Genomic DNA, 26,050 nt, shown 5'->3' on the forward strand with positions numbered 1-26,050 from the left:
AATCGCCTAATTATAGTGAATTAAATTAACTTCAGGAAGTTTTGCTTTCGGGTAAACTGTTTAATCGATCTGCTAAACCAAGTTCACCATTTTTTGATATAGACTCTTTTATTAATAATGTATCTTTAAATTCATAAGCGCTAGACCCATGTTCGGAGAAATCCAATCCTGAGACTTCTTCTTCTTCTGATACACGAATGGAAGAAAATCTTGTGATAATAAACGTGAATCCCCCAACTGTTAGTGCAGTCCAAGCAATTACTGCAGCAACACCGATAGCTTGAATACCTAATTGCTCAGCACTATTACCGTAGAATAAACCTGTATCAACTGAGAAGAATCCGATAGCTAATGTACCCCAGATACCACAAATACCGTGTACGGAAATAGCCCCAACTGGATCATCAATTTTAAGTTTTGTATCTAGGAATGTGATCCCTTCAACTAATAGTACACCAGAAATTAAACCTACAATGATAGATCCACCAAGTGAAATTTCAGCACACCCAGCAGTGATTCCGACTAAACCAGCTAACACACCATTCAGTGATAATGAAGCATCAACGCGTTTGAAACGCAGTTTAGAGTAAGCGGCAGATGATATCAGAGCCCCAGCTGTTGATAGTAACGTTGTACCAACGACCATCGGTACTAAACTTGGATCTGCGGCTAAGGTAGAACCCCCGTTAAAACCAAACCAACCTAACCAAAGAATGAAAACACCTAATGCACCAATTGGAATGTTGTGACCTGGAATAACATTAACTTTTCCTCCAGAATATTTTCCTTTACGTGCACCTAAGAATAATACGACTGTTAATGCACCGACTGCACCGGTTAAATGAACCACAGTAGATCCTGCGAAATCGCTAAATCCTAATGTAGTTAACCAACCATCACCTTGCCAAATCCAGTGACCGACAACAGGGTATATAAATGCTGTCATCACAATTACAATTAAAATGTAGCTGCCAAGCTTCATGCGTTCTGCAACGGCACCGGAAATAATTGTGGCACAAGTTGCAACAAACATTGCTTGGAAAACAAAGAAGCCGATGTCACCAACTCCGTTTAGGAAAAATCCGTCAGCTCCTATGAAAGATCCTGCTGAGGTACCAAACATAATGCCGTATCCAACTAAGAAAAACAAGATTGCGGCAACACTAATTGTTATAAAGTTTTTCATTATAATATTCAATGAGTTTTTAGCTCGAGTAAAACCTGATTCAACCATTGCGAATCCAGCATGCATAAAGAATACCAGAAACGCTGCCAACATCACCCATACTAGATCAACAGATAATTGCAAAGATTCAGTTGATGGTGCTGCATAAACAGGTGATGAAATGAGTAATGCTAGAAAAAATAAAAATGCGGTTTTCTTAACCATATAATATCCTCCTTTAGTTTTTTAAAGAACGGCCTCGTCTCCACGTTCGCCAGTTCGAATGCGAATGGAATCTTCTACTGGGTAAACGAAAATTTTACCATCTCCAACATTTCCGGTACTGCAGGTTGTAATGATTAATTCAACTATTTCGTCTAATTGATCTGTTGGGATAACTAATTCTAACTTAATCTTTGGAAGTAACTGGATTTGAAAAGTGGTTCCGCGAAAGACCCCCGTTTGCCCCTTTTGTTTACCAGTACCAGCTGCTTCAGTAACCGTGAGTCCTCCGATCCCAATTTCGGATAACTTATCACGTAGTTCTTGAAACTTCTCTGGGCGAATGATCGCTTCGATTTTTTTCATTTAAAAATCCTCCCCTCACTTAATGTTAGGTAACTTAACACTTAAAGTTATGTTTATTATCATATACGTTTGAGGGGAAAATATCAAGTCTTTTGTTTAAATTTTTAGAATATTTTGAAGTAAACGATTTCATCTTTAAATCAAACTTAAAACCAAGGAATTCGTTATTTATGAAACGATTTAGTGATTTGTCACGTATTAATTAGTAACTGCAATATAGAAGGGATGAAGCAAAGTTGACAAAACCCGCAATGCAATTAACTGATTTAAATAAAACAATCGGGAAGAAACAGATCATTAAAGACCTGAGTTTTTCTATCTATCCTGGTGAAGTATTTGGTTTTTTAGGGCCTAATGGTGCAGGGAAGACAACAACAATTCGAATGATGGTTGGGTTAATGAAGATCACTTCTGGTGAAGTGTTGATTCAGGGAAAAAGTATTCGAACCAATTTTAAAGAAGCGATCAAAGAAGTTGGAGCAATTGTTGAGAATCCAGAAATGTACCCATTTATGAGTGGGTGGAAAAATCTTGTTCACTATGCACGAATGATTCCAGGTATCTCGGAGGATAGAATCAAAGAGGTTATCCGATTGGTTGGATTAGAAAAAGTTATTAAGGAAAAGGTGGGAAGATACTCTTTAGGAATGAGGCAACGTTTAGGTATTGCGCAGGCATTGCTACATAACCCATCCATCCTTATTTTGGATGAACCAACAAACGGACTAGACCCATCAGGTATTAAGGAAATACGTCATTATATTCGTAAGCTAGCTGAAGAAGAAAATGTAGCTGTAATTGTGTCTAGTCACTTGTTAGCAGAAATGGAGTTAATGTGTGATCGGATCGGTATTATAAAGAACGGAGAGTTAATTTCAATTAATGAAGTGGATGAAGAAAGTGATCAACAAGAGATGCAGGAAGTTCATTTAGTTGCCGAGCCATTAGAAAATGCAAAGGAAATTATAGAGAGTGAACAAGACATAGAAGTAAGAGTAGATAAAGATATGTTGATTTTTTCAGTAAATAGAGCACAAATACCAGCTATCATAAAAAGACTGGCAACAGAAGAGGTCGATATTTTTTACGTGCAAGCACACCGTACAAATTTAGAAGACAAGTTTATGGCTCTGATTGGAGAGAATGCTATTGAGTAATTTTATCAGACTAATTCAAAATGAAAATATGAAATTATATTCAAAGAAAGCAACGTGGGTTATGATTGGTATATTAGCTATAATCGTCTTAGCTGTAGGACTTATTCTTCGTTTTATGGATGATAATAATTTGAAAGAGTACGGGGATGATTGGCGAGAGGAGTTACAAGTAGAAAATGCAAGTGTGCAAAATGATAATGGTGATTATACAGAGGCATCCTATCGCGTTAATATTGAAAAAAATAAATATCATTTAGAAAATGATATTAAACCACAAAGTTATGGTGCAATGCAATTTGTATATGATAATATTGGATTAGCTATGTTAATTAGTTTATTCACTATAATTGTTGCGGCTGGTATTCTAGCGAATGAATTCCAATGGGGTACAATTAAGTTGCTGCTCATACGCCCTGTTACACGATTGAAAATATTAGCATCGAAATATGTGGCGGTTTTAATTTATGCTTTAACTTTGCTCGTTTTTCTGGTTGTCTTTTCTTGGATCGTAGGAGCGTTATTATTTGGGATAAATGGTCTAAATCCTTCTGCAGTAATGTATGATATCAATGGGTATAAACAAGTAAGTTTATTACCTGAGATTATAGAGGGTTTTGGCTATAGGATGGTGAATCTTGTTATGATGGCTACATTTGCTTTCATGATTTCTGCAGTATTTAGAAATACGAGTATGGCAATTGGTATTGCAATATTTCTTATGTTGGCAGGAAATACAATTATTCCATTTGTCTCACAATATAGCTGGGCAAAGTATATATTGTTTGCCAACACAGACTTAAGTCAATATCAGTCTGGTGGGCACCCGTTATTAGATGGGATGAGTCTATCGTTTTCAATTAGTGTATTGCTAGTTTATTATGTCATCTTTATAGTCGCATCATGGTTAAGTTTTACCAAGCGAGATATTGCTGGTCAATAAAAGAGAGGAGTTTTTAATTTAATGAAACGTACAGCAGAGGTAGTATTAGGTATTATCGGAACAATAATTTATGGTTTTTTTGCAATAATTGGTGCAGGTATGCTTTGGATGAAGAATAATTCTGAAACAGTAAAAGAATTTTATGATGATATGGTACAACAAAGTCCTGAGATGGATATGCCTGATTATCAAACTTTTATTGATTCGATGGGTACCGGCGGAATGATGGTTTTAGTTGTATCGCTTTTAGCGGTAATATTAGGGATTGTTGCGATGGTGTTATTACGAGGGAATAAGAGACCTAAAGTTGCAGCTATTATCTTTGTTGCAACAGCAGTTATCGTCGTGATTTTGTTAGGGTATATGGGAGTATTTGCAGGAATTTTCTATATAATTGCAGGAATCTTATGTCTTACACGTAAACCGCAACAAACGCTTGCGGAATAATGAAACAAAGAGGCTATCCTAAATCTAGGATAGCCTCTTTACTATTCTAAGATCTATACATATCCGGTCTTCGGTCAGAAAAAATTGGAATTGTATTGCGAACTTTATCTACTTCATTCAAGTCGATTTCACCAAGAAAGATACCTTCTGTTGTGTCTGTATCTAAAATTATCTCTCCCCAAGGACCGATAATCATGGAGTGCCCGCCGAATTCATTGTTGGGATCAGAGCCGACACGGTTACAAGCTATTACAAAGCATTGGTTTTCAATCGCTCGACTAAGAAGTAAAGCTTTCCAATGATCAATTCGAGCTAAAGGCCATTCTGCTACAACAAATAACATTTTTGCTCCATCAAGCATATGCGTTCGAATCCATTCAGGGAAACGAATGTCATAGCAAATCACACCAGCACTTGGCTCGCCTTCTAGTTCAAATAATCCATCTGTTTTTCCTTCGATTAAGTGCTTTTCTTCATCCATTAAACGAAATAGATGTGCCTTCTCGTATTCTTTAACTAATTCGCCATCCCGATTAATAACAAGCATGTCGTTTGTGTTCCCTTGTTCTGTGAGCTTTGCGATTGACCCACCAACAATATTGACGTTATATTGTTTCGCTAGACTGGATAGAAATGCAATTGAATCTTTTGCGTTTCGATCGGCTATTTCATCTAGCCGTGTAAGGTCATAGCCTGTTGTCCAAAGTTCGGGGAGGACAACGATGTCTATGTTTTTTTCAGCAATTTCTATAAAAGAATCATGAATTTTTTGCTTGTTAGCATCAGGTATGCCGAAAGCAATATCCATCTGAAATAATGCGATCGATAAAGTCATTTGAATGCACTCCAATTTTTAGGGTTATATCTAATAGCTGTATTATCCCATCGGAAAATTATGATGTCAATTATATTAACGCGCTTAATGGAATCAAGATATCAGGCAATTTTTAAGTGAGGATAAAAATTATAATTAGAATATTTTTTTCTCAAAACAAGCATCAATATGGTATCTTAGGTATATGGAATTTTAAAAAAGAAGTGTAGGTAAGGAGTAGGATTATGAGCAAAATGAAAGTTGGTATTGTTTTTGGTGGAAAGTCAGCTGAACATGAGGTCTCTTTGCAGTCTGCTAAGAATATCGTAGATGCAATTGATAAAACAAAGTATGAAGTCGTTTTGCTTGGTATAGATAAACAGGGGAAATGGCATGTTAACCAGCCGTCATCTTATTTGATAAATGAAGAAAATCCGAAATTAATTGAATTGAATAGAAGTAATGAGCAGGTAGCGGTTGTTCCTGGTGAGGAAAATAATCAACTTGTTAATTTATCAGATGATAACGTACTTGATCAGGTGGATGTAGTTTTTCCGATTGTGCATGGAACACTTGGTGAAGATGGCAGTATTCAAGGTATGCTTCGAATAGCTAACCTTCCGTTTGTTGGAACAGATGTATTAGGTTCAGCGGTAAGTATGGATAAAGATATTGCTAAGCGCCTATTAAAGGGAGCGGAAATTGCCGTTGCTAATGGACTTACATTCCGAAAACATAAACAGGACGAGTTGGATTTTGAACAGGTAAAAGAAGCGTTAGGGTTACCGTTGTTTATTAAGCCAGCTAATCAAGGTTCTTCGGTTGGTGTAAGTAAGGCTCGTAATGAAGAAGAGTTTTACCAAGGTATGAAAGATGCTTTTCAATATGATCAAAAAGTATTAGTGGAGCAAGCAATCATTGGTCGCGAAATTGAGTGCGCGGTCTTAGGGAATGAAGCGCCAATTGCGTCATTACCAGGTGAAGTTTTACCGCAAACAGACTTCTATTCTTATGAATCAAAATACATTGATGAAAATGGAGCCGAATTAGCGGCGCCAGCTGTTCTATCTGAAGAACAAACGAAGAAAGTTCAAGAAGCTGCTGTTGAAGTGTTTCAAACATTAGAATGTGAAGGAATGGCCCGTGTCGACTTTTTCTTGCAAGAAGATGGCACTTTAGTTGTGAACGAAGTAAATACATTGCCAGGCTTCACGAAAATTAGTATGTATCCGAGGTTATGGGATATTAGTGGTATTAGTTACCCAGATCTGATTGATCGCTTGATTACGCTTGGTATTGAACGACATGAACGTAATAATCAACTTAAGAATGCAGTTTGGGAGTAATATGAACTAAGATTTAGAAGAAGGCACAACAAGCAGGTTATATCCGCTGTTGTGCCTTCTTTAGTATGAAATACTAGTTATTACCTAAAAGAACTGTCCTTGTGCTTTCTCTTATCTTTAATTGTTTAGTTCCTCTGACAACTTCTGACCATCCATTTTTCGAATTCTAGAAATATCACCATTCTCATCAAGATTAATTTTTCCAGATACGATGGTTGTGCTTGTTTGTTCATCTTTTCTATATTCTACTTCGACTTCGTAATCATAAAGGTTACTTTGAGTGTTCTCTGTTTTTTGTATATTGATATTTTTTGAACCTAATTGGTATCCATTAAAATGCGCATCTCTTAAAAAGACTAATACATAATTACTATTAATAAATTGATCTAAGTCTGTGATTATATCTCCATAGTTTTCTTCTAAATATTCATCTAATTCAGTAGAATGTGGACCTTGATCAAGAATAGTGCTTAGTTGGTCATTAGGTCCGTTAAACTCCTTTTCCAAATAAGTTTCAATAGCGTTCTTATTACTTTCACTTTCTTGTGAACAGCCTGCCGCAAAAATCGAAACAAATAATAATAATAAAACTACTAGAATTCTATTTTTCATCATAATCCCCCTCCTCATCTATCTATTCCTACGATCTAACTAAACAAAAGATTCATATTCTTTACCATTAGTTAGTTTCTCATAAAAAATAAAACTATGATGCAAGAACTTGAATCTGCATCACAGTTTTATATAATCAAACTTATTGTTTATCTTCTTTCACTTTCTTTCTCCAATAACGATATCCGAAAATACCAATCACTCCTAGAATAATTAAAACAGGTAAGTTCCCAATCATAAACACAATTAAAGCTGAGCCGGTAGTTAACAGGTAATTAAAACTTCTTTTTAGTTGTTCCTGTGTTTTTTCCCATGTGTTCAAATCCTCATTTTGAACAAGGTCAACACGTTTTTCTCGAATATGCATTGTTACTGTAGCGAAGTCTGATTTATTTTCTAAATAATTCAGTTGTCCAGTAATTCGTTCGATCTCTTCTTGAACGTCAGCAAGGTCATTTGAAATCTTTAATAAATCTTCGGTCTTTTCTGCATTTTCCATAAATGCTAGTAATCTTTCTTCAACAACCTTTTTAGAATTTAACCTCGACTCGAGATCAATGTATTGTTCCGTAACATCTTCACCAGAAACACGCTTATGAGTTATTTTCATATCTCCTTGTTCTACAATGTCTAAAAAAGCTTGAAAGTGCTCTTGAGGGATGCGTGCTGTAATATTGCCTTCCTGAATATCTTCTTCATAGTTATAGGATTCTGAACTAACAATATATCCGTTCTTTGCATTAATCTCTTGTTCTATATGACGAATAGCTTCTTGATAGTTTTTTACTTCTACATCTAAATTAGCGTTGTAAATAATTTTTCTGTTATCTGATCCTTCGGGGACTTCTTCGCTTTTAGAGCCGCCATCTTGATCATCGCTAGTTACGCTAGTATTCATACTTTCCTCAGCTGCGTATTCATCACTAACCTCAAATTCCGTGTTAGCCTTTGATCTAGAGCCTGTATCTGCGTTTTCTGATGATGATTCATCGTCACTACTACAAGCAAAAAGTAAAGCCGATATACATGTTATAAAAATGAGCAAAAACACTTTTTTCATCTAAATAACCCCTCTCTGTTTTACGATCTTACTTTATTAGACGCATAGAAAATAAATTAGTTGCAACATTGTGTAATTGTATAAATATAATAAAAAATGCATATACAAAAAATGTTATCTACTTATTTTAGTGTATGCGCTCTGGACTAGTTTAATTATACTATAAGTTTATGCCTCAAAAAAAATATAAATATTTTCAAATAACCCTTGAATTATTATACTTGATGATGCATAATAATTCATAACAAACACATTAGAGCGAATTTATTTTACTAATACGTTAGGAGAGGTTATAAATGGCAAAAGAAAAAATTGTTTTAGCATATTCCGGTGGTTTAGATACTTCAGTTGCAATTAAATGGTTACAGGATCAATATCATTACGATGTTATTGCGGTTGGGTTAGATGTTGGGGAAGGGAAAGACTTAGAGTTTGTTAAAAAGAAAGCACTAGATGTAGGTGCAATTAAATCATATTCAGTTGATGCAAAAGCACTATTTGCAGAAGAATATGTCCTGCCAGCACTGCAAGCGAATTTATTATATGAAGCAAAATATCCACTTATTTCAGCATTATCACGTCCATTGATTGCCAAAGTATTAGTTGATATTGCAGAACAAGAAGGTGCGGTTGCTGTTGCGCATGGCTGTACAGGAAAAGGTAATGACCAAGTTCGGTTTGATGTAGCGTTTACTGCATTAAATCCTAATTTGAAAATTGTTGCACCAGTTCGTGAATGGAAAATGACTAGAGACGAAGAGATTGCTTATGCAGCAGAGAATGGTATTCCGGTACCAGTAGGTTTGCAAAGTCCATATAGTGTCGATGAAAACTTATGGGGACGTAGTAATGAATGTGGTATTTTAGAGGATCCATGGGCAGAAGCACCAAAAGATGCTTTTGATTTAACTACTGATCCTGTTGATGCTCCAGATGCTCCTGAAACGATTCAAATTGCATTTGAACAAGGGAAACCTGTTGCAATCGATGGGAAATCATTGCCGTTAGATGAATTAATTTTAGAATTAAATAAAATAGCTGGTAAACATGGTGTTGGTCGGATTGATCATGTGGAAAATCGGTTAGTAGGGATTAAATCACGTGAAATCTATGAAGCACCTGCAGCACTAACTTTAATTGCAGCACACCAAGAGCTAGAAGCACTTACGTTACCAAGAGAAGTAGCACAATTTAAACCAACGATTGAACAAAAATTGGCACAAACCATTTATGATGGTCTTTGGTACTCACCATTAACAGCAGCTTTGCAAGCTTTTATTAAAGAAACACAAGAATTTGTTTCGGGTACAGTAAAAGTGAAATTATATAAAGGGCATGCTCAGGTTGTTGGGCGTCAATCAGCACATTCCCTATATGATATGGATCTTGCAACCTATTCAAAAGGTGATGCATTTGATCACGATGCAGCACTTGGTTTCATCAAGCTTTGGGGATTACCAACACAAGTTCATGAAACAGTAACTGGAGCGCAACAAAACAAAAAAGTCTCCATTACAAAAACTACGATAGATGTAAAGGAAGCGGTCAAACAATGAAGCTATGGGGCGGACGATTCACAAAACCAACGAATCAATTAGTAGATGAATATACAGCATCGATTCGTTTCGATCAAAAATTAGCAGCCTTCGATATTCAAGGAAGTCTCGCCCATGTAGATATGTTAGCCAAATGTGCTATTATTCCTGAAGAAGATGCACAAACAATTACAAAAGGTTTAAAAGCTGTTGCAGAAAAGATAGCGAATGGGGATGCAGAGCTAACGGAAGAAAATGAAGATATTCATATGAATATCGAGAAACTTTTAATTGATGAAGTTGGAGTAGTGGGCGGCAAACTTCACACAGGACGTAGCCGTAATGATCAGGTAGCACTCGATATGCGCCTGTATCTGCGTGAAGCACTGGTAACAATTAGTCAATTACTTGTTGATCTGCAACAAGCTTTGTATAAGCAGGCAACAGAAAACTTAGATACCGTATTGCCTGGGTACACACATTTACAACGAGCACAACCAGTATTGTTCGCTCATCACATGATGGCATATGTTTTTATGCTACAGCGTGATATCGAACGTCTAACAGATAGCTGGAAGCGTGTTAATCGTTCTCCACTTGGAGCTGGTGCTTTGGCTGGGACATCATTCCCGATCGATCGTGCCTATGTGGCAGAGAAATTACATTTTGATGGGATCACGGAGAATAGCTTGGATTCAGTCAGTGATAGAGATTTTGTTGTTGAATTTTTAGCTGATGCGGCACTTGTTTCAACACATTTGTCACGCTTATCAGAAGAACTCGTTCAATGGTCAAGTGCAGAATTTAATTTTATAGAATTAGATGATGCTTTTTGTACCGGAAGTAGCATGATGCCACAAAAGAAAAATCCAGATGTACCTGAACTAGTCCGTGGAAAAACTGGTCGTGTAGTCGGTCACTTAATGGGCATGCTTACGACATTAAAAGGCTTGCCACTTGCTTATAACAAAGATATGCAGGAAGATAAAGAAGGCATGTTTGATACAGTAGAAACATTAAAAGGTGCATTGGCACTTTTTGCTCCAATGATTGAAACAATGGAAGTTAAAAAAGATAACATGTATCAAGCGGTTGCCAAGGACTACTCAAATGCGACTGATTTAGCTGATTATCTTGTTGGAAAGGACGTCACTTTCCGTGAGGCACATGCAGTCGTTGGTCAAACTGTGTTATACAGCATCGAACAACAGAAATATTTACTTGACTTAACGTTAGAAGAGTTCAAACAATTTTCAGATGCGATTGAGTCTGATATATATCAAGTCCTAACACCAAAAGCAGTTGTTAATGCACGAAATGTAGCAGGGGGAACAGCGCGAAATCGTGTTGAAGATCAATTACAACAAGCAAGCAAACTTTTTGAACAGAATAACGAATGGATTAAGGCTAAAGCACAGCTTATCGATGATTTAGCTGTGACAGATTAACAAGTATTTCACTAGAAAACTAGCTTCGGCTAGTTTTCCTTATAAACTTTTATGTATATTTATTAATTGTTTGGTATATTTATTAATTAAGAGATTTGGAGGGGAAATCATGAAAGAAGAAATAGGGTATCTCGTCTTAAGCACCGGGGATGTATTGGAAGGTAAATGGCTAGGAAAACCAATTATCCAAGAGGGTGAAATGGTTTTTAATACTGCAATGACAGGTTACCAAGAGGTAATGACAGATCCATCTTATGCAGGACAAATTGTTACATTAACCTATCCATTGATCGGCAATTATGGCTGTAATGACATAAGTAAAGAAAGTGTTCATCCAGCATTGGCAGGATTAATCATTTCGAACGCTTGCGATACACCGGAACATTATCAATCAACCTATTCAGTTGTAGATATGATAGATGCATATAAAATCCCAACATTGTATGGCGTTGATACACGTGCATTGACTCGGATCATTCGGGAGCATGGTGAAGTGTATGGAAAAATAACAACTGACAGTCAGGACACACCAAAAAAATGCCACGTAGATCCGTCGATTGTTAAAAAGGTATCCGTTGAAAAGATCCAGCAACTAACTGCACTACATGTACCTTCCTCCTTCACAAGAAAACATATGGTAGTTATGGATTTCGGTTATAAACATTCAATTACCCATTCCTTATTAGAGTTGGGATGTGACGTAACGATTGTGCCTTACGATACAACATTTGAAGCAATTAACTCACTTGATCCTGACGGGGTAATCTTGTCCAATGGACCAGGAGATCCGAAAAGTCTAACAGCGCAACTAACAGCAATAAAAAAAGTAGCTGAATTTTTCCCTACATTAGGGATCTGTTTGGGACACCAGTTAATCGCGCTTGCATTTGGTGGTTCAACGAGACGATTACCTTATGGCCATCGTGGTAGTAATCATCCAGTTAAAAATCTCTTGACTGGGAAAGTAGTAATTACGTCACAAAACCATGGTTATGTCGTAGATGAAGCTTCGATTAATCAGAACGAGTGGGATGTTTCATTTATCAATGTTAATGATAAATCGGTAGAAGGATTACAACACAAAACAAAACAGGTCATGACGGTTCAGTTTCATCCAGAGGCGCACCCTGGTCCGATTGATACACATGAAATTTTTGTTAACTTTGTTGAGCAGTTAAGTGTAAAAGGAGAGAAGCAGCATGCCTAAGTTAGATTCCATAAAAAAAGTAATCGTAATCGGATCTGGTCCAATCGTGATTGGGCAAGCTGCTGAGTTTGATTATGCAGGTACGCAAGCCTGTTTAGCATTAAAAGAAGAAGGCATTGAAGTCGTACTCGTAAATAATAATCCAGCAACGATTATGACAGATGAAAACATCGCAGATAAAGTTTATTTAGAGCCGCTTACACTTCTTTCTTTAACGAATATAATTGAAAAAGAAAAACCAGATGGCTTGTTACCAACACTGGGAGGACAAACAGGCTTAAACCTTGCGATGGAATTAACGAAAGCTAATGTACTGGAGAAATATAATGTTGAACTACTAGGTACACCTTTAGATACGATCACAAAAGGGGAAGACCGTGAAATTTTTAAAGCAATGATGAAAGATATCGACGAACCGACTGCTGAGAGTATTTCAACGAGTTCTGCTGATCAAGCAGTTCAGTTTGCATCCTCTGTTGGTTATCCATTAATTGTGCGACCAGCCTATACGTTGGGTGGAGCTGGTGGTGGAATCGCCAAAGATGAAGCTGAGCTTAGAAAAATTGTTAAAAACGGTATTCATGCGAGTCCAATTAATCAAGTTTTGATTGAACAAAGCGTAAAAGGATGGAAAGAGGTTGAGTATGAAGTGATGCGGGATGACAATGATACATGTATTATTGTTTGCAACATGGAAAACCTCGACCCAGTTGGTGTGCATACAGGAGATAGTATTGTAGTAGCCCCTTCTCAAACATTGAATGATTATCAGTATCAAATGCTTCGTACCTCTTCGGTGAAAGTGATCCGTGAGCTTGGTGTAATCGGTGGCTGTAACATCCAGTTTGCACTTAACCCAAATAGTAATGAATACATTATTATTGAGGTGAATCCACGTGTGAGTCGGTCGAGTGCACTAGCTTCTAAGGCAACGGGCTATCCAATTGCACGTATCGCTGCAAAATTAGCGCTTGGCTATCATTTAGATGAGGTACTTAACCCGATTACTGGAGATACGTACGCAAGTTTTGAACCTGCAATTGATTATATTGCCGTTAAAATTCCACGTTGGCCCTTTGATAAATTCCATCAAGCAGATCGGTTGTTAGGAACACAAATGAAAGCAACTGGTGAAGTAATGGCTTTAGCACGTAATTTTCCAACAGCCTTAAATAAGGCGATCCGATCATTAGAGATTGGTTTGGATTCTTTATACTTAGCTGAATTAGAAGAATTAACAGATGAACAATTAAACCAAGCTTTAGATTTAGCAACAGATGAACGGTTATTTGTGATTGCTGAAGCTTTCCGTCGAGGGTATACCATTCAACAAATTCATGAAATTACTGAAATCACAAAATACTTTTTACATGAAATTGCCCTTATGCTTGAAATTGAAAATGCGTTAAAGCAAAAAGAGTGGTCAGATGTCAGTGTAAATGATCTAAAAAAAGCGAAACAATTTGGTATTTCTAACAAAATGTTAGCAAATCTATGGGATGTTGATACAAAAGTTCTGCAACAACGTTTAGAGCAGGATAAGATTTTTCCATCATATAAAATGGTTGATACGTGTGCGGCTGAATTTTCAGCTGATACGCCGTACTTTTATAGTTCATGGAATGAGATAGATGAAGTGGAACCACTAACAGGAAAAAGAAGAATGGTTGTATTGGGATCAGGTCCAATTCGGATTGGGCAAGGTGTTGAATTTGATTATTGTTCCGTCCATGCTGCCATGTCGTTAAAAGATCAAGGGATTGATGTAGTTGTAGTCAATAATAACCCAGAAACAGTTAGTACTGATTTTAACACAGCAGACCACTTATATTTTGAGCCACTGACAGAAGAAGATGTTTTGCAAGTTGTGCAAAAAGAACAAGCAGATGGCGTATTGGTTCAATTTGGTGGACAGACAGCTATTAATCTAGCAGATGGTTTAGCTAAACAGGGTGTTAACATTATAGGTACAGAGTTAAGTGTAATCGAGGCAACAGAAGATCGAGATAAATTTTATCAATTGTTACAAAAGTTAGCGATTCCACATATCCCAGGTGATACCGTAATGAGCACAAAAGATGCAACAACAATGGCGGCGAAGATTGGCTATCCAATTCTAATTCGCCCTTCTTATGTAATTGGTGGTCAAGGAATGGTAATAGTAGAGTCTGAACAAGCACTACTTGCGCACATTGAACAAATGAAAAAGAGCACAACCCATAATCGTATTTTTCCTTTATTAATTGATCGTTTTATTACAGGTAGCGAAGTTGAAATTGATGCGGTATGTGATGGGGAAGATGTGTTAATCCCGGGTATTTTTGAACATATCGAAAAAGCTGGTGTTCATTCAGGTGATAGTGTTGCAATTTTTCCAACACCAAGCTTAACAGATAGTGAGAAAAAGACAATTGAGATTTACACACAGAAGATTTCAGAGGCATTAGATGTGAAAGGGATCATGAATATTCAATTTGTTATTAGTGCAGATCGTAAGACCGTTTATGTGCTAGAAGTAAATCCACGTGCATCACGAACTGTTCCTATTGCGAGTAAAGTAACTGGAGTGCCAATGATAGATTTGGCTACGCGTGTACAGATGGGAGAAAGTTTGCAGCAACAAGAATGGAAGCTTGGTTTACATGAAGATGTTCCGTTTTATGCAGTGAAAATGCCTGTATTTTCAACGAATAAGTTGGCAGGCTTAGATCCGCTATTAGGCCCGGAAATGAAATCAACAGGTGAAGCAATCGGAATTGGATCAACCGTTGAAGCGGCAATGGCAAAAGCGTTTGGTTGGAAAGAGGAATTTTTCCAAGAGATTACCAGTGCTAAAAGTATCTATCTAGCAATAGATAATATTAATGAGAGTCTTGTATCTGCGCTTCAGCTTGTTGAAGGAGAAATTATTGCAGATCAAGAAACAACAGATATGTTACAAGCAAAAGGGATCACGGTTAATCAAACGTTAGCTGTAGAAGCAGCAGCTGAGGCTAATAATGAAGAAGCATTTGTTTTAGTGTGTAGCACAAAAATAGGTGAACAGCATAAGCAATTACGAGAAAGTACGTTGCAGGCTGGTGTGATATGCTTAACGGCAACGGAAACGTTAGTTGCATACTTACAAGCAACAAAAGAAAAGCAGGAAGCACCCTATCCAATAAATCATTATCAATTGGATCATAATCAACTGAATAAAAAGGAGCGTGTGTTACGGTGACGGTAGCAGAAAAAAATTTACAAGCACAGCTTTCCGGAAGAGACTTTTTAACGTTAGCGGATTATAGCAAAGAAGAAATCACCTATTTGCTACAACTAGCAAAAGAAATTAAGCAGAAAAAGAAGCAAGGTGAAGTCTATCAACCTTTAAAAGGAAAAGTATTAGGCTTAATTTTTGAAAAATCTTCGACACGTACACGCGTATCTTTTGAAGTGGGGATCTATCAACTCGGTGGCACTGGTTTATTCCTTAGTTCGAAGGATATTCAAATTGGAAGAGGTGAGCCAATTTCTGATACAGCAAAGGTGCTATCAGGTTATCTAGATGGCATTATGATCCGAACCTTTGCTCAATTAGATGTTGAGGAATTAGCTGAAAATGCGAGTATCCCTGTCATTAATGGTTTAACAGATTTATATCATCCTTGTCAGGTTCTAGCAGATTTACAAACAATTGAAGAAGTAAAAGGTTCGTTAGAGGACATTAAAATTGCGTATATTGGTGATGGAAATAATATGGCACATTCTCTCATGCTCGGTGCTGCAAAAATGGGAATGCACTTTAGTACAGCTGCACCAGAAGGTTATTTACCAGATGCTGCTGTTGTCGAAAAAGCAAAAGCTATTGGAGGAGACAGTTCAGAAATTACCATAACAACTGACCCAATTGAAGCGATAAAAGATGCGGATGTTGTTTACACGGATGTATGGGCGAGTATGGGGCAAGAAAGTGAACAAAAAGCTCGTGAAAAGCTTTTTGCTTCCTATCAAGTTAACGCAGAATTACTACAGCATGCTAAGCCAGACTATACATTTATGCACTGCTTACCGGCCCATCGTGGGGAAGAAGTAACAGCTGAAATTATTGATGGAAATCATTCAGTTGTTTTTCAAGAAGCGGAAAATCGTCTCCATGCTCAGAAAGCGTTGATGGTGGCGTTGATGGGATAGAACGAAAGATTAGTAGGGTTTATAATGAATTAATATAGGATAGAAGAGACCAAGTCAGAGGTGATTTGGTCTCTTTTTTGTTTGGCTTGTTAAATACAATTTGTTAGTTGTAATATTTAATATAGATTAAATCAGGCTTTTTTATTTGGTTATAATTTAACGCTATGTTGTTTATGACACAATTTATATATGAAGCGTTGTAACACACTTGAATCTCTGTAGTTCAGATTAATGGATTGATAATTGATTCATCAAATGCCGAATAATTATTTTTTGCCGGATTACTGCTTGAGTTCGCCGAATAATTTTAAAATTTGCCGGATTACCTGTCAGTTTTGCCGAAATACTAAGAATTTCGCTGAATTAACGCTCGGACTTGATAGATGATGCGCTGTAAATTAAAAAAAACAGCCTAATTTAATTTATACTTTAAAAAAATATTGAATGAAAAAATAAATTTATTATAGAACTGAAATATTTCAGGTAGTTAGTTCGACTAATTAATGAGTAAATTAACGGAGGGGAAATGGATGATAAGTGACAAGATTTCCGAATGGTTTTTTAAATACAACAAAGATATATACCATTTATTACTGTATTATGTTGGATCCGGTGATATAGAAGATTTAGTACAAGAAGTATTTATTCGAGCAATCAAAGGATTTGATTCCTATCAAGCAAAATCGAGTCCAAAGACTTGGCTCTTTTCTATTGCACGTAACGTTGGAATAGATGAGATCAGAAAAAGAAAAAGGAATAAAGTGAAGAATGTGTTTCCTTTTGGAGAAACTGAACCGAAAGAGGAAAAAACACCAGAAGAAATGCTCAATTTAAACGAAGATAAACGAATTTTATATCAAGTAATTAAATCTTTAAAATCCAATTATCAAGATGTGATAATTTTTCGAGCAATAAAGGAATTGACTGTTCCTGAAACAGCAGACGTTTTAAATTGGAATCAAAATAAAGTTCGCATTACTTATCATCGAGCCTTAAAAGCTTTGGAAACTAAAAAGGAGGAAATTCATAATGAAAGAGAATGAGAGATTAAATAAATTAATCGATGAAATACAGTCGCTCCCTGAACCGGATTATGAAAAAGAGTTTAATACAAATAAGCAACGTAATATAAATGATAACCTTATGAAGTTCTCAAGAAATTATGAATTAAAGAAGAGAAGAAACGCTTTAATGAAACGTTTTTCCGCAGGAGTAGTCGGAATAGCCGCATTAATTTTATTTTCTATTGCTTTTATACCATTTGGAGATGAAGGAAATTCTAATGAAACGCATATGGAATTTGAATTGTATAATGGTAAATCACTGAGAATTGCAGTGGTTGGTGAACCACCAGAAGTTAGAGAAGAACAGATTAAATTTAAAGAAATTTCTTTTGATGAATTGACAAGTGAGGAAATGAATTCTTATGATGCAGTCTTTATTATGAAAGAAAATCTTGAAAAGGCATCTGCAAGTCAATATAAAAATATTTATGTAAACTCTCGTATCCCATATTTTTTTATTTCTTCTAAAAGTTTCATTCCTTTTACAACAGATATAAGATATAGTGATTCTTGGGAGTGGGAACCTGGTTTACCCTATATAAATGGATTATATAAGCCAGAAAATAATAATAAAACAAGCTTAGGTTTTGGTTTATATAACGATAAAAAGACAGAAGAACACATAAAAGCAACATATTCTTTAGTGTTCAAGAAAATAGAGGAATTAAACCTATAAAGTTAAAAAATAATCATTTTAGTAGACTATATTAAAGATTCATGGTTAGAAAGTGCAGAAAATAAAAACACTTGGATATTGAATATCCAAGTGTTTTTGTATTTATGATTTTAAAAGTGAATAAATTTAAGTAATGTAACGAATGATTCCGCCACACGCTCCTTTTAATACAATCATTGGAAATTGATATGTGGATATTTTCAAAAGTATTTACAATTACTCATATTGCGATATAATAAAGTGAGTAATCACTCACATTGTTAGGAAGGTGTGAACATATGACTTCAATTATCACATTAGAAAAAGTAAGTCATTCTTTTGGAAATGAGTTAGTATTATCTAACGTTGATTTAGAAATTGAACAAGGAAAGATTTATGGGTTACTAGGTCCATCAGGTTCAGGGAAAACAACATTAGTGAAAACAATAATAGGTGCCTTGACGCCAAATAGTGGCAAGATATATGTAGAAAATACAAAGATGCCATCACTGAAAAAGTTAAATGATATCGGTTATATGGCACAAGCAGATGCATTGTATGAGGAATTAACAGCAAAAGAAAATTTAGACTTTTTCGCAAAAATATACGGAATGGATCGTCTTAATAGAAAAAAACGAATTGATCAGGTTTTGAATGAGGTTGATCTATTCGAAAGTAAAGAAAAGGTAGTTGAGAACTTTTCAGGTGGTATGAAAAGAAGACTGTCATTAGCAATCGCATTGTTACATGAGCCTCGTATTTTAATTCTAGATGAACCGACAGTTGGAATAGATCCAGTCCTTCGAAACAAAGTTTGGGATCAATTTAATGAAATGAAGCGTAAAGGTATTACCATTATAGTTACGACACATGTGATGGATGAAGCGGAAAAATGTGATCAACTTGGTTTATTGCGAGACGGAAGGGTTCTGGCTAGTGGTTCGCCAACAGAATTAAAGGATCAAACACATACCCGTACTATTGAAGATGCGTTTCTTTATTACGGAGGTGTGAATTCATGAAAATAATAGCTATAATCATGCGCATTATACAGCAGTTTATTCGAGATAAACGATCGCTAGCCTTATTATTCTTTGCACCTTTATTGATCCTTATTTTAACTTGGGTTGTGTTAGATCAAGAGTCAGGAAATATCGCTATTACTACGGTTGACCTACCTGAAAAAATGATAACAAAATTAGAAGCTGGGGAAATGCAACTAATAGAAGTTGATAACCCTGATGAGTCACTACGTGAAGGTGAGATTGATGCTATTATTGCGTTTGAGAGTAATGCATTACAGATTACAATAGATGATAGTGAACCTAGTAATCAGCAAGCAGTAATGATGCAGATACAACAAGCGCTAGCCACTAATCAAAATGGGGTTCCTGTTGAGATTGAGAAATATTACGATACAGAAATAGATACAACATTTGAGTATGTTGGTCCTGTATTAATTGGTTATTTCGCTTTTTTCTTTGTATTTTTAGTAGGGGGAATTTCATTTTTACGTGAAAAGTCTCAAGGGACAATGGAGCGATTATTTGCTACGCCAATAAGAAGCTGGGAAATCATTATTGGTTATCTAATTGGTTTTGGTATATTTGCTATCATACAATCCTTTATCGTGGTATTGTTCGGTGTCTATGTATTAGGAGTTCCATTACAAGGTCAGTTAGTATTAGTTGTTCTTATTACACTACTTTTGGCGTTGACTGCATTAACCCTTGGTACATTACTATCAACATTTGCTAAAAATGAATTTCAAATGATGCAATTCATCCCGATTGTTATTGTGCCTCAAGCCTTCTTCTCAGGATTATTTTCAATAGACAATGCACCTGCATGGGTAGAGTGGATTGGAAATGTTATGCCAATTAATTATGGTGCAAATGCTTTAATAGAAGTTATGATAAAAGGTAATAGTATAGGGGATATTCTTTTTGAGATTAGTATGTTATTTGGATTCTCTTTACTATTTTTTATGTTAAATCTTGTTACATTAGTGTCATTTCGTAAGTAAAAAGGTGAGGTTTGAATTAATGGATAAAATATATATTAAGCAACTTTTAGAATCAGAAGGTGATGAAGTTAAATTAACTGAAAAGAAAGCAGCAATCCTTGTAGCTGCAATTGAGATATTTGCTGAGAAAGGTTATGCAGCAACTTCTACAAGTGAAATTGCAAAGCAAGCTGGTGTTGCAGAAGGAACAATTTTTCGCCACTATGCTTCAAAAAAAGAATTGTTATTAGCAATTGTTAAGCCAGGAATAATGAAATTAGCAATTCCGTACTTTGCTTCACAAGTGGTAGAGGATGTTTTTGGGCAAGGAAATAATAGTTTTGAAGATATTCTGCGTGAATTTATTTATAATCGAATTGACTTTGCTAAAAAAAATGTACCAATGATTCGAATTATTTTACAGGAGATAGCCTTTCATACTGAAATGCAACAGGCTCTTAAAAGTACATTCTTATCAGAGGTATATCCTAAGGTAGAGGAGCTTATCGTTGACTTACAACAAAAGGGGCATATAAAGTCTGTTCCGATTGATACCACAATTCGCTTTATTATCACAACAGTTCTTGGTTTCATATTACATCAATACATTTTTAGTACAAATGCTACATTTAACGAAGAAGTAGAAGTAGAACATGTAATTGATTTGATTATGGATGGGATTCAAAAGAGTTGACTTTAACTAGGGAAAACGATAAATGCTTAACTTCCTAAGATTCTAAGGTGTTTTGCTATAAAGTTTTGTTGGGCGAGTCAGCCCTTTTTTATTTTGTTATTTAATTAATTCACTAATTTTTGTTCGTACCTCTTCCAAAATTCCAGTATTAACTTCAGCGAATTTCTTCCTTATAATATTTTGGGATAATGTGTAAACCTTGTCAGTCCGAATTGCTGACGTAACTTTAAGTTCACCTAAGTTTAAATCATTTGTTTCAATTATCACTGAATAATCAAGGTTTCTTAATTGTGAAGTAACAGCTACCACAACGATATCGTCAGTCCTTTTATTATAGCTATCGTTCGAAATAACAAGTACAGGACGCTGCTTTTTATTTGTTAAATCACTGAACGGAACAGGTAATAAAACGATATCACCTTGCTTATACATCATTCCAAACCTCATCATCAATGTCATTATCCCAAAAATCTAAACTACTTTCACTAGCCTTTGTTAAGTCTTCGGTTAATCTTTTTTCTCTTTTTATTTTTAGGTGCTCAGCAAAGTCTAAAATCTTATCCACTTCTTGGTCAGGTATTTCGTCAATAATCTTCAGTAAACGCTCTTTGGCTGTGTTCATATTGCGTCCACCTCTTTCTTTAATTTTTCTTCAATTATAGCATGTATTAACATTTAAATAAAAATTTAAAAAGGTTAAATCAGCACAAAATGACTGATTTAACCTTTTAGTCTATTCTATAATAAAATTCTCACTTACTTTATATTTTTCTTCACCGTTTGGAACCATCCATGCTTCCAGAACATACTCGCCTGGGTCTAAGTCAATTTCACTTAAATCAATTCTATACACCAATTCTTCCCCCGCTTCTAATTCCTCTTCACCAATCACTTGTGAATACATCATTTCATCTGAGTGTAAATAAACTTGCTCATCTTCATCGTTGAAGATTGCATAGTCAAAGCGTTGGCTACTGTTAAACTCTAATGTGATTGTTTGATCGGTTTGATTTTTAACTTTGTAGTCATATGTTTTGTCATCCACCTCAACTAAACTTGGAACCACTCTATCAGCGTTATCCCCGTCATCTGAGGTGCCACAGCCGATTAATAAACCAACCAATAACATGAACATTAAAGTTTTGATTAGATGTTTCATCTTAATACCACTCCTTTTACAGCTTAAATTTCCCTTTATAATTTAGACGTTCCCGCTTTTAAAAAGTTTCACGCGTATTTTTATAACTTTTATTAGTTTGACATTTTTCTGCAAAAGAACTGTTTAATCCTTATTGGCGAATCGACTGAACTCCTGCTATAATTTAGATTGTGTCATTTGTATTCAAGTCGTAAAGAGTTAAAGGATGATTAAAATCGTGGAAAACCATTCGATTTATCAAGAATTGAGTAAGATAATAGCAGAAGATAATATTTTAGTAGATGAATATATAAAAAATCATACGTATACCCAACTAGGTGGAGCGGCGGATTTTTTTGTCACACCGGCTAGTGTAGCGGAAGTACAAGAAATTGTTCGTTTTGCAAATCAAGCCCAAGTCCCTTTTACCTTGTTAGGAAACGGGTCTAATTTAATTGTGCGTGATGGTGGTATTCGTGGGATTGTAATGAGTCCTAAACGTTTTACAGCGGTTCGTAGAGATGGTAACAAGTTAATTGCTGAAAGTGGCGCTCGAATCATAGATGTTTCTGAAAGAGCGTTAGAAGAAAAACTTTCTGGTTTAGAGTTTGCTTGTGGCATTCCTGGAACGGTTGGGGGAGCTTTATATATGAATGCTGGTGCGTATGGCGGAGAAGTGAAGGATTGCTTAGACAAGGCAGTTGTTGTCAATCAAGCAGGTGAAGTACAAACACTTGATGCAACTAAATTAGATCTAGGTTATCGAACGAGTAATATTCCTGAAAAAGGATATATCGTGTTAGAAGCACATTTTGCGCTACAGCCTGGTAACACAGATGAGATTAAAGCAGAGATGGATAATTTAACATTTAAACGAGAATCGAAACAGCCGTTAGAATACCCATCATGTGGTAGTGTGTTCAAACGGCCACCAGGTTATTTTGCTGGAAAACTGATTCAAGATAGTGATTTACAAGGTAAAGGCATTGGTGGAGCAGAAGTTTCAACTAAACATGCTGGTTTTATTGTAAATCGAAATAATGCAACAGCATCAGATTATATTGCAGTTATAGAAATGGTTCAACAAACTGTAAAAGAGAAGTTTGGTGTGGAGTTGGAACGGGAAGTTCGAATTATTGGTGATGAATTAGAGTCAAACTAAATATTCATAACTTTGATAGAAAAATTTAAATAAAGCATATCAAGTCGTTTGAGATTTGGTATGCTTGTTTATATAGTAGAATATCCTGTAATCAATAAGAATGCTCAGAGGGGAAATAAGAATGATAATACTGGATCCTTTTATTCTATATTTAATTGTAATCTTTAGTTGGATATGGTTTAGAGGAAATAACTATATTAGAAATAGACAAAATTTTAATGTTTTTAGAGAAGTAATCGCACATTTGTTTTTTATTTATCTACTAGGTGTAGCTTATATGACACTTCGCCCTTTTTATTTCATCTATTCACTAGCAGATGGAAGGTCACTTGACTTTGATACCCATCTTTTTTATAACTTACTTCATATGGCTGATGGCTATATAAAGTTCCAACTATTATACTCAGTCGGAAATATTTTGTTGTTTGTTCCACTCGGTTTGTTTTTACCGCTATTGTTTAAGCATACCCGCCATTTTTTAGTGATTGTATTAATAGGCTTCCTATCTTCCTTAACAATTGAATTTACACAAGCGATCTTTACACCAACACGCTATGGAACAGTCGATGATTTAGTTTTTAATACATTTGGTGCTGTAATAGGTTATCTTTTGTTTTTATTAATTAAAATGGTCAGTAAAAAAGTTGGCTTTTCAGTAGAAAATGGATTTAAGAAGAACCGCAGTTCTAATCGGAAAAGTTAAATTAAGAAACACTAAATATGAATATTTTTAGACAACCAATTTTTTTACGTGCATTTTTTTTGCTATCATGTTAAACTATGAACAATCGAATAGTTATTCCTTTGGGGCAGGGTGTAAATCCCGACCGACGGTGATAGATATACGTAATATCTTCAGTCCGTGACCCGGAGCACATTTTGTGTGAAGGTGGATTTGGTGTGATTCCAAAGCCGACAGTGAAAGTCTGGATGGGAAAAGGAAAACAAAAACGAACGTATTTAAAATATACGTTTATTTGCTAACGCTTATCAGAGCTAATAACTCTGTATAGGAGTATATTAGCCTATCCAAAAAAGCCCCAGATCATTTTTATGGTCTGGGGTTTTCGTATTTCCGCTAAAAGGAGTGGATACTTTTGATGAAGGAAGCATATATGGATCTAGCTTTATCACTTGCAGAATCTACGATAGGTCAAACGAGTCCTAATCCTTCAGTTGGTTCTGTAGTAGTCAAAGATGGAAAAATACTTGGAATGGGAAGTCATTTAAGAGCAGGAGAAGCACATGCCGAAGTAATTGCATTACAGCAGGCAGGTGAAGAAGCGGAAGGTGCCGATGTTTACGTCACATTAGAACCTTGTGCACATTTCGGTAAAACACCACCATGTGCCAATCTACTTGTGGAGCGAAAAGTAAAAAAAGTCTACATTGCTTGTGTCGATCCAAACCCTGAAGTTGCAGGAAAAGGAATTAAAAAGTTAGAGCAAGCAGGTATTGAAGTTGAAGTTGGTTTAAGAGAAGAAAAAGCTTTAGAAATAAATCGGTCTTTCTTTTATTACATGAAACATAAACGTCCTTTTGTTACGTTAAAAGCAGCAATGACCATAGATGGCAAAACAGCAACAGCAAATGGCGATAGCAAATGGATTACAGCAGAAAAGGCAAGAGAAGATGTCCACAAGCAACGTGCAATATATGATGCGATTATGGTTGGAAGTAATACAGTAAAGCATGATAATCCGAGATTGACCACTAGGTTGCCCCAAGGTGGAAAAAATCCGATTCGAATTATTTTAGATACAAATTTATCACTCAGTCCGGATGCAAATATTTTCGATGATGAAGCACCTACATGGATTATTTGTGGGAAAGATGCGGATACGACTAATTTCAAGGCCAAACATCCGCATGTTAAATTGATTCAATTACAAACCGAAAAATTAAATTTAAATGATGTGTTAGCTGCGATTGGTGTACAAGGCATTCAGTCGTTATATGTTGAAGGTGGTAGTACAGTTCATGGCTCGTTTGTTAAAGAAAAATTATTTCAGGAATGTCATTGGTACATTGCGCCAAAACTATTAACAGGAAATGATGCAATTCCTGTTGTTGGAGGAGTTGCGCCAGAGAATATGTCAGAAGCAACGGATCTGGAAATAATCTCTCTCGAGCAAATCGGTTCGGATATCAAAGTGATTGCACGTCCAAAGCAGGAGGGGAATTAAATGTTTACTGGAATTGTTGAAGAAAAAGGAAGTATTAAATCTGTTAAGAAACAGGCGAATAGTCTTAAGCTTTCGATTAGTGCAGCGACAGTATTAAGTGATGTTAAGATTGGCGATAGTATTTCAGTCAACGGTGTCTGTCTGACTGTTACTAGTTTTGATCAAAACAGCTTTTCAGTCGATGTAATGCCAGAAACTTTTCGTTATTCATCATTAGCAAAAGCTGAAAGTGGTATGCAAGTTAATCTAGAACGTGCGATGCATGCCAATGGTCGATTTGGTGGTCACTTTGTTTCAGGGCATGTAGATACTGTGGGAGAAATTAATCGTATTTGGACAGAAGCTAACGCTCGTTATTTATCTATTACGGTTGATAAAGAGGGACTGCCTTATGTGATGCCAAAGGGCTCAATTACTGTAGATGGTACCTCACTGACTGTTTTTGATGTGACAGACGATAGTTTTGTTATTTCTTTAATCCCAGAAACACAACAAGCAACGATTTTGGGAGAAAAGCAGCAAGGTGATCGTGTTAATCTGGAATATGACATGCTTGCAAAATATATGGAGCGGCTAGTAAGTGCTAAATTTTCAGAAACAAAGACAGATACATTAACAAAAGATAAGTTACAAAAATACGGATTTATCGGATAGGAG

Annotated in this window: 26 protein-coding genes and 1 riboswitch; of the genes, 18 read left to right on the forward strand and 8 right to left on the reverse strand. The window is 35.8% G+C overall.

The features are described from left to right. Nucleotides 1-31 precede the first annotated feature (31 nt). Nucleotides 32-1,390 (reverse strand): ammonium transporter, encoded by a 1,359-nt coding sequence (locus tag D2K40_RS09400; protein ID WP_117155325.1) that lies wholly within the window; start codon nt 1,388-1,390, stop codon nt 32-34. 21 nt (nt 1,391-1,411) lie between these two features. Further along, nucleotides 1,412-1,753, reverse strand: a complete 342-nt coding sequence (locus D2K40_RS09405) for a P-II family nitrogen regulator (protein WP_117155326.1) — start codon at nt 1,751-1,753, stop codon at nt 1,412-1,414. A 236-nt stretch (nt 1,754-1,989) separates the two neighbouring features. On the opposite strand from D2K40_RS09405, the gene D2K40_RS09410 reads away from it, so the two are divergent. From D2K40_RS09410 to D2K40_RS09420, 3 genes are read left to right on the forward strand one after another with little or no spacing between them, the layout of a single operon-like run. Further along, the gene (locus D2K40_RS09410) at nt 1,990-2,910 is read left to right on the forward strand and encodes an ABC transporter ATP-binding protein (protein WP_117155328.1); all 921 of its coding nucleotides are present in this window, start codon (nt 1,990-1,992) and stop codon (nt 2,908-2,910) included. After that, nucleotides 2,897-3,850 (forward strand): ABC transporter permease, encoded by a 954-nt coding sequence (locus D2K40_RS09415; RefSeq protein ID WP_308422906.1) that lies wholly within the window; start codon nt 2,897-2,899, stop codon nt 3,848-3,850. Before D2K40_RS09410 ends, D2K40_RS09415 begins: the two co-directional genes overlap by 14 nt. 21 nt (nt 3,851-3,871) lie before the next feature. After that, a complete protein-coding gene (locus tag D2K40_RS09420; protein ID WP_117155331.1) occupies nt 3,872-4,297 on the forward strand; it encodes a DUF4064 domain-containing protein in 426 nt (141 codons plus the stop codon). Nucleotides 4,298-4,343: 46 nt separating this feature from the next. Here D2K40_RS09420 and D2K40_RS09425 read toward each other — a convergent pair whose 3' ends face one another. Continuing rightward, entirely contained in the window at nt 4,344-5,132 is a 789-nt protein-coding gene (locus D2K40_RS09425) for a carbon-nitrogen family hydrolase (protein ID WP_117155333.1), read from the reverse strand. A 224-nt stretch (nt 5,133-5,356) separates the two neighbouring features. Here D2K40_RS09425 and ddlA point away from each other — a divergent pair, with 224 nt between their 5' ends. Then, nucleotides 5,357-6,457: a D-alanine--D-alanine ligase gene (gene ddlA / locus D2K40_RS09430; RefSeq protein ID WP_117155335.1), complete on the forward strand. Its 1,101-nt coding sequence runs from the start codon at nt 5,357-5,359 to the stop codon at nt 6,455-6,457. A 117-nt stretch (nt 6,458-6,574) separates the two neighbouring features. Here the strand turns inward: ddlA and D2K40_RS09435 are convergent, their stop codons facing one another. After that, complete coding sequence (locus D2K40_RS09435) at nt 6,575-7,072, reverse strand: hypothetical protein (RefSeq protein WP_117155337.1); 498 nt, start codon at nt 7,070-7,072, stop codon at nt 6,575-6,577. A gap of 139 nt (nt 7,073-7,211) precedes the next feature. Then, nucleotides 7,212-8,129, reverse strand: coding sequence for a DUF4349 domain-containing protein (locus tag D2K40_RS09440; RefSeq protein WP_117155339.1), 918 nt, complete (start codon nt 8,127-8,129; stop codon nt 7,212-7,214). 296 nt (nt 8,130-8,425) lie between these two features. Here D2K40_RS09440 and D2K40_RS09445 point away from each other — a divergent pair, with 296 nt between their 5' ends. The 10 genes from D2K40_RS09445 (at nt 8,426) to D2K40_RS09490 (ending at nt 20,907) form a co-directional block, all read left to right on the forward strand. After that, entirely contained in the window at nt 8,426-9,685 is a 1,260-nt protein-coding gene (locus D2K40_RS09445; RefSeq protein ID WP_117155341.1) for an argininosuccinate synthase, read from the forward strand. Continuing rightward, nucleotides 9,682-11,112, forward strand: a complete 1,431-nt coding sequence (gene argH, locus D2K40_RS09450) for an argininosuccinate lyase (RefSeq protein WP_117155343.1) — start codon at nt 9,682-9,684, stop codon at nt 11,110-11,112. The genes D2K40_RS09445 and argH overlap by 4 nt, the downstream gene beginning before the upstream one ends. Nucleotides 11,113-11,221: 109 nt before the next feature. Then, entirely contained in the window at nt 11,222-12,319 is a 1,098-nt protein-coding gene (locus D2K40_RS09455; RefSeq protein ID WP_117155345.1) for a carbamoyl phosphate synthase small subunit, read from the forward strand. Further along, complete coding sequence (gene carB / locus D2K40_RS09460) at nt 12,312-15,539, forward strand: carbamoyl-phosphate synthase (glutamine-hydrolyzing) large subunit (protein ID WP_117155347.1); 3,228 nt, start codon at nt 12,312-12,314, stop codon at nt 15,537-15,539. The genes D2K40_RS09455 and carB overlap by 8 nt, the downstream gene beginning before the upstream one ends. Then, entirely contained in the window at nt 15,536-16,489 is a 954-nt protein-coding gene (gene argF / locus D2K40_RS09465) for an ornithine carbamoyltransferase (RefSeq protein ID WP_117155349.1), read from the forward strand. Before carB ends, argF begins: the two co-directional genes overlap by 4 nt. A gap of 530 nt (nt 16,490-17,019) precedes the next feature. Next, nucleotides 17,020-17,532 (forward strand): RNA polymerase sigma factor, encoded by a 513-nt coding sequence (locus tag D2K40_RS09470; RefSeq protein ID WP_117155351.1) that lies wholly within the window; start codon nt 17,020-17,022, stop codon nt 17,530-17,532. After that, entirely contained in the window at nt 17,519-18,229 is a 711-nt protein-coding gene (locus D2K40_RS16640) for a hypothetical protein (protein WP_229666695.1), read from the forward strand. Before D2K40_RS09470 ends, D2K40_RS16640 begins: the two co-directional genes overlap by 14 nt. A gap of 278 nt (nt 18,230-18,507) precedes the next feature. Beyond that, nucleotides 18,508-19,230, forward strand: a complete 723-nt coding sequence (locus tag D2K40_RS09480) for an ABC transporter ATP-binding protein (RefSeq protein WP_117155353.1) — start codon at nt 18,508-18,510, stop codon at nt 19,228-19,230. Beyond that, nucleotides 19,227-20,234 carry an ABC transporter permease gene (locus D2K40_RS09485; protein WP_117155355.1) on the forward strand — a complete coding sequence of 336 codons (1,008 nt, stop codon included), beginning with the start codon at nt 19,227-19,229 and terminating at the stop codon, nt 20,232-20,234. Before D2K40_RS09480 ends, D2K40_RS09485 begins: the two co-directional genes overlap by 4 nt. A 19-nt stretch (nt 20,235-20,253) precedes the next feature. After that, nucleotides 20,254-20,907: a TetR/AcrR family transcriptional regulator gene (locus D2K40_RS09490; RefSeq protein WP_117155357.1), complete on the forward strand. Its 654-nt coding sequence runs from the start codon at nt 20,254-20,256 to the stop codon at nt 20,905-20,907. Nucleotides 20,908-21,003: 96 nt separating this feature from the next. On the opposite strand, the gene D2K40_RS09495 is transcribed toward D2K40_RS09490, so the two are convergent. From D2K40_RS09495 to D2K40_RS09505, 3 genes are all read right to left on the reverse strand, one after another. Continuing rightward, on the reverse strand, nt 21,004-21,342 hold the full coding sequence (locus D2K40_RS09495) for a type II toxin-antitoxin system PemK/MazF family toxin (protein ID WP_229666697.1): 339 nt from the start codon (nt 21,340-21,342) through the stop codon (nt 21,004-21,006). Beyond that, nucleotides 21,332-21,529 (reverse strand): DUF2281 domain-containing protein, encoded by a 198-nt coding sequence (locus tag D2K40_RS09500; protein ID WP_117155361.1) that lies wholly within the window; start codon nt 21,527-21,529, stop codon nt 21,332-21,334. Before D2K40_RS09500 ends, D2K40_RS09495 begins: the two co-directional genes overlap by 11 nt. A 111-nt stretch (nt 21,530-21,640) precedes the next feature. Next, nucleotides 21,641-22,066, reverse strand: coding sequence for a BsuPI-related putative proteinase inhibitor (locus tag D2K40_RS09505; RefSeq protein WP_117155363.1), 426 nt, complete (start codon nt 22,064-22,066; stop codon nt 21,641-21,643). A gap of 214 nt (nt 22,067-22,280) precedes the next feature. Between D2K40_RS09505 and murB the strand changes: the two genes are divergently transcribed. From murB to ribE, 4 genes are all read left to right on the forward strand, one after another. Beyond that, complete coding sequence (murB, locus tag D2K40_RS09510; RefSeq protein ID WP_117155478.1) at nt 22,281-23,207, forward strand: UDP-N-acetylmuramate dehydrogenase; 927 nt, start codon at nt 22,281-22,283, stop codon at nt 23,205-23,207. Nucleotides 23,208-23,328: 121 nt separating this feature from the next. Then, nucleotides 23,329-23,910, forward strand: a complete 582-nt coding sequence (locus tag D2K40_RS09515) for a VanZ family protein (protein WP_162879187.1) — start codon at nt 23,329-23,331, stop codon at nt 23,908-23,910. Between the two features lie 93 nt (nt 23,911-24,003). Further along, nucleotides 24,004-24,153, forward strand: a riboswitch (FMN riboswitch). Nucleotides 24,154-24,304: 151 nt separating this feature from the next. Then, nucleotides 24,305-25,393 (forward strand): bifunctional diaminohydroxyphosphoribosylaminopyrimidine deaminase/5-amino-6-(5-phosphoribosylamino)uracil reductase RibD, encoded by a 1,089-nt coding sequence (ribD, locus tag D2K40_RS09520; RefSeq protein ID WP_117155367.1) that lies wholly within the window; start codon nt 24,305-24,307, stop codon nt 25,391-25,393. Then, nucleotides 25,394-26,047, forward strand: a complete 654-nt coding sequence (gene ribE / locus D2K40_RS09525; RefSeq protein WP_117155369.1) for a riboflavin synthase — start codon at nt 25,394-25,396, stop codon at nt 26,045-26,047. The last annotated feature ends 3 nt before the right edge of the window (nt 26,048-26,050 follow it).

The sequence above is a fragment of the Paraliobacillus quinghaiensis genome, from assembly GCF_003426025.1.
In the GTDB taxonomy this organism is placed as follows: domain Bacteria; phylum Bacillota; class Bacilli; order Bacillales; family Amphibacillaceae; genus Paraliobacillus_A; species Paraliobacillus_A quinghaiensis.

Bases quoted from the DNA above. Each gene is read 5' to 3' on its own strand.
- D2K40_RS09400 (WP_117155325.1), bottom strand. From the start codon at position 1,390: ATGGTTAAGAAAACCGCATTTTTATTTTTTCTAGCATTACTCATTTCA.
- D2K40_RS09405 (WP_117155326.1), bottom strand. From the start codon at position 1,753: ATGAAAAAAATCGAAGCGATCATTCGCCCAGAGAAGTTTCAAGAACTA.
- D2K40_RS09415 (WP_308422906.1), top strand. From the start codon at position 2,897: ATGCTATTGAGTAATTTTATCAGACTAATTCAAAATGAAAATATGAAA.
- D2K40_RS09420 (WP_117155331.1), top strand. From the start codon at position 3,872: ATGAAACGTACAGCAGAGGTAGTATTAGGTATTATCGGAACAATAATT.
- D2K40_RS09425 (WP_117155333.1), bottom strand. From the start codon at position 5,132: ATGACTTTATCGATCGCATTATTTCAGATGGATATTGCTTTCGGCATA.
- ddlA (WP_117155335.1), top strand. From the start codon at position 5,357: ATGAGCAAAATGAAAGTTGGTATTGTTTTTGGTGGAAAGTCAGCTGAA.
- D2K40_RS09435 (WP_117155337.1), bottom strand. From the start codon at position 7,072: ATGATGAAAAATAGAATTCTAGTAGTTTTATTATTATTATTTGTTTCG.
- D2K40_RS09440 (WP_117155339.1), bottom strand. From the start codon at position 8,129: ATGAAAAAAGTGTTTTTGCTCATTTTTATAACATGTATATCGGCTTTA.
- D2K40_RS09445 (WP_117155341.1), top strand. From the start codon at position 8,426: ATGGCAAAAGAAAAAATTGTTTTAGCATATTCCGGTGGTTTAGATACT.
- argH (WP_117155343.1), top strand. From the start codon at position 9,682: ATGAAGCTATGGGGCGGACGATTCACAAAACCAACGAATCAATTAGTA.
- D2K40_RS09455 (WP_117155345.1), top strand. From the start codon at position 11,222: ATGAAAGAAGAAATAGGGTATCTCGTCTTAAGCACCGGGGATGTATTG.
- carB (WP_117155347.1), top strand. From the start codon at position 12,312: ATGCCTAAGTTAGATTCCATAAAAAAAGTAATCGTAATCGGATCTGGT.
- D2K40_RS09470 (WP_117155351.1), top strand. From the start codon at position 17,020: ATGATAAGTGACAAGATTTCCGAATGGTTTTTTAAATACAACAAAGAT.
- D2K40_RS16640 (WP_229666695.1), top strand. From the start codon at position 17,519: ATGAAAGAGAATGAGAGATTAAATAAATTAATCGATGAAATACAGTCG.
- D2K40_RS09480 (WP_117155353.1), top strand. From the start codon at position 18,508: ATGACTTCAATTATCACATTAGAAAAAGTAAGTCATTCTTTTGGAAAT.
- D2K40_RS09485 (WP_117155355.1), top strand. From the start codon at position 19,227: ATGAAAATAATAGCTATAATCATGCGCATTATACAGCAGTTTATTCGA.
- D2K40_RS09490 (WP_117155357.1), top strand. From the start codon at position 20,254: ATGGATAAAATATATATTAAGCAACTTTTAGAATCAGAAGGTGATGAA.
- D2K40_RS09495 (WP_229666697.1), bottom strand. From the start codon at position 21,342: ATGATGTATAAGCAAGGTGATATCGTTTTATTACCTGTTCCGTTCAGT.
- D2K40_RS09500 (WP_117155361.1), bottom strand. From the start codon at position 21,529: ATGAACACAGCCAAAGAGCGTTTACTGAAGATTATTGACGAAATACCT.
- D2K40_RS09505 (WP_117155363.1), bottom strand. From the start codon at position 22,066: ATGAAACATCTAATCAAAACTTTAATGTTCATGTTATTGGTTGGTTTA.
- D2K40_RS09515 (WP_162879187.1), top strand. From the start codon at position 23,329: ATGATAATACTGGATCCTTTTATTCTATATTTAATTGTAATCTTTAGT.
- ribE (WP_117155369.1), top strand. From the start codon at position 25,394: ATGTTTACTGGAATTGTTGAAGAAAAAGGAAGTATTAAATCTGTTAAG.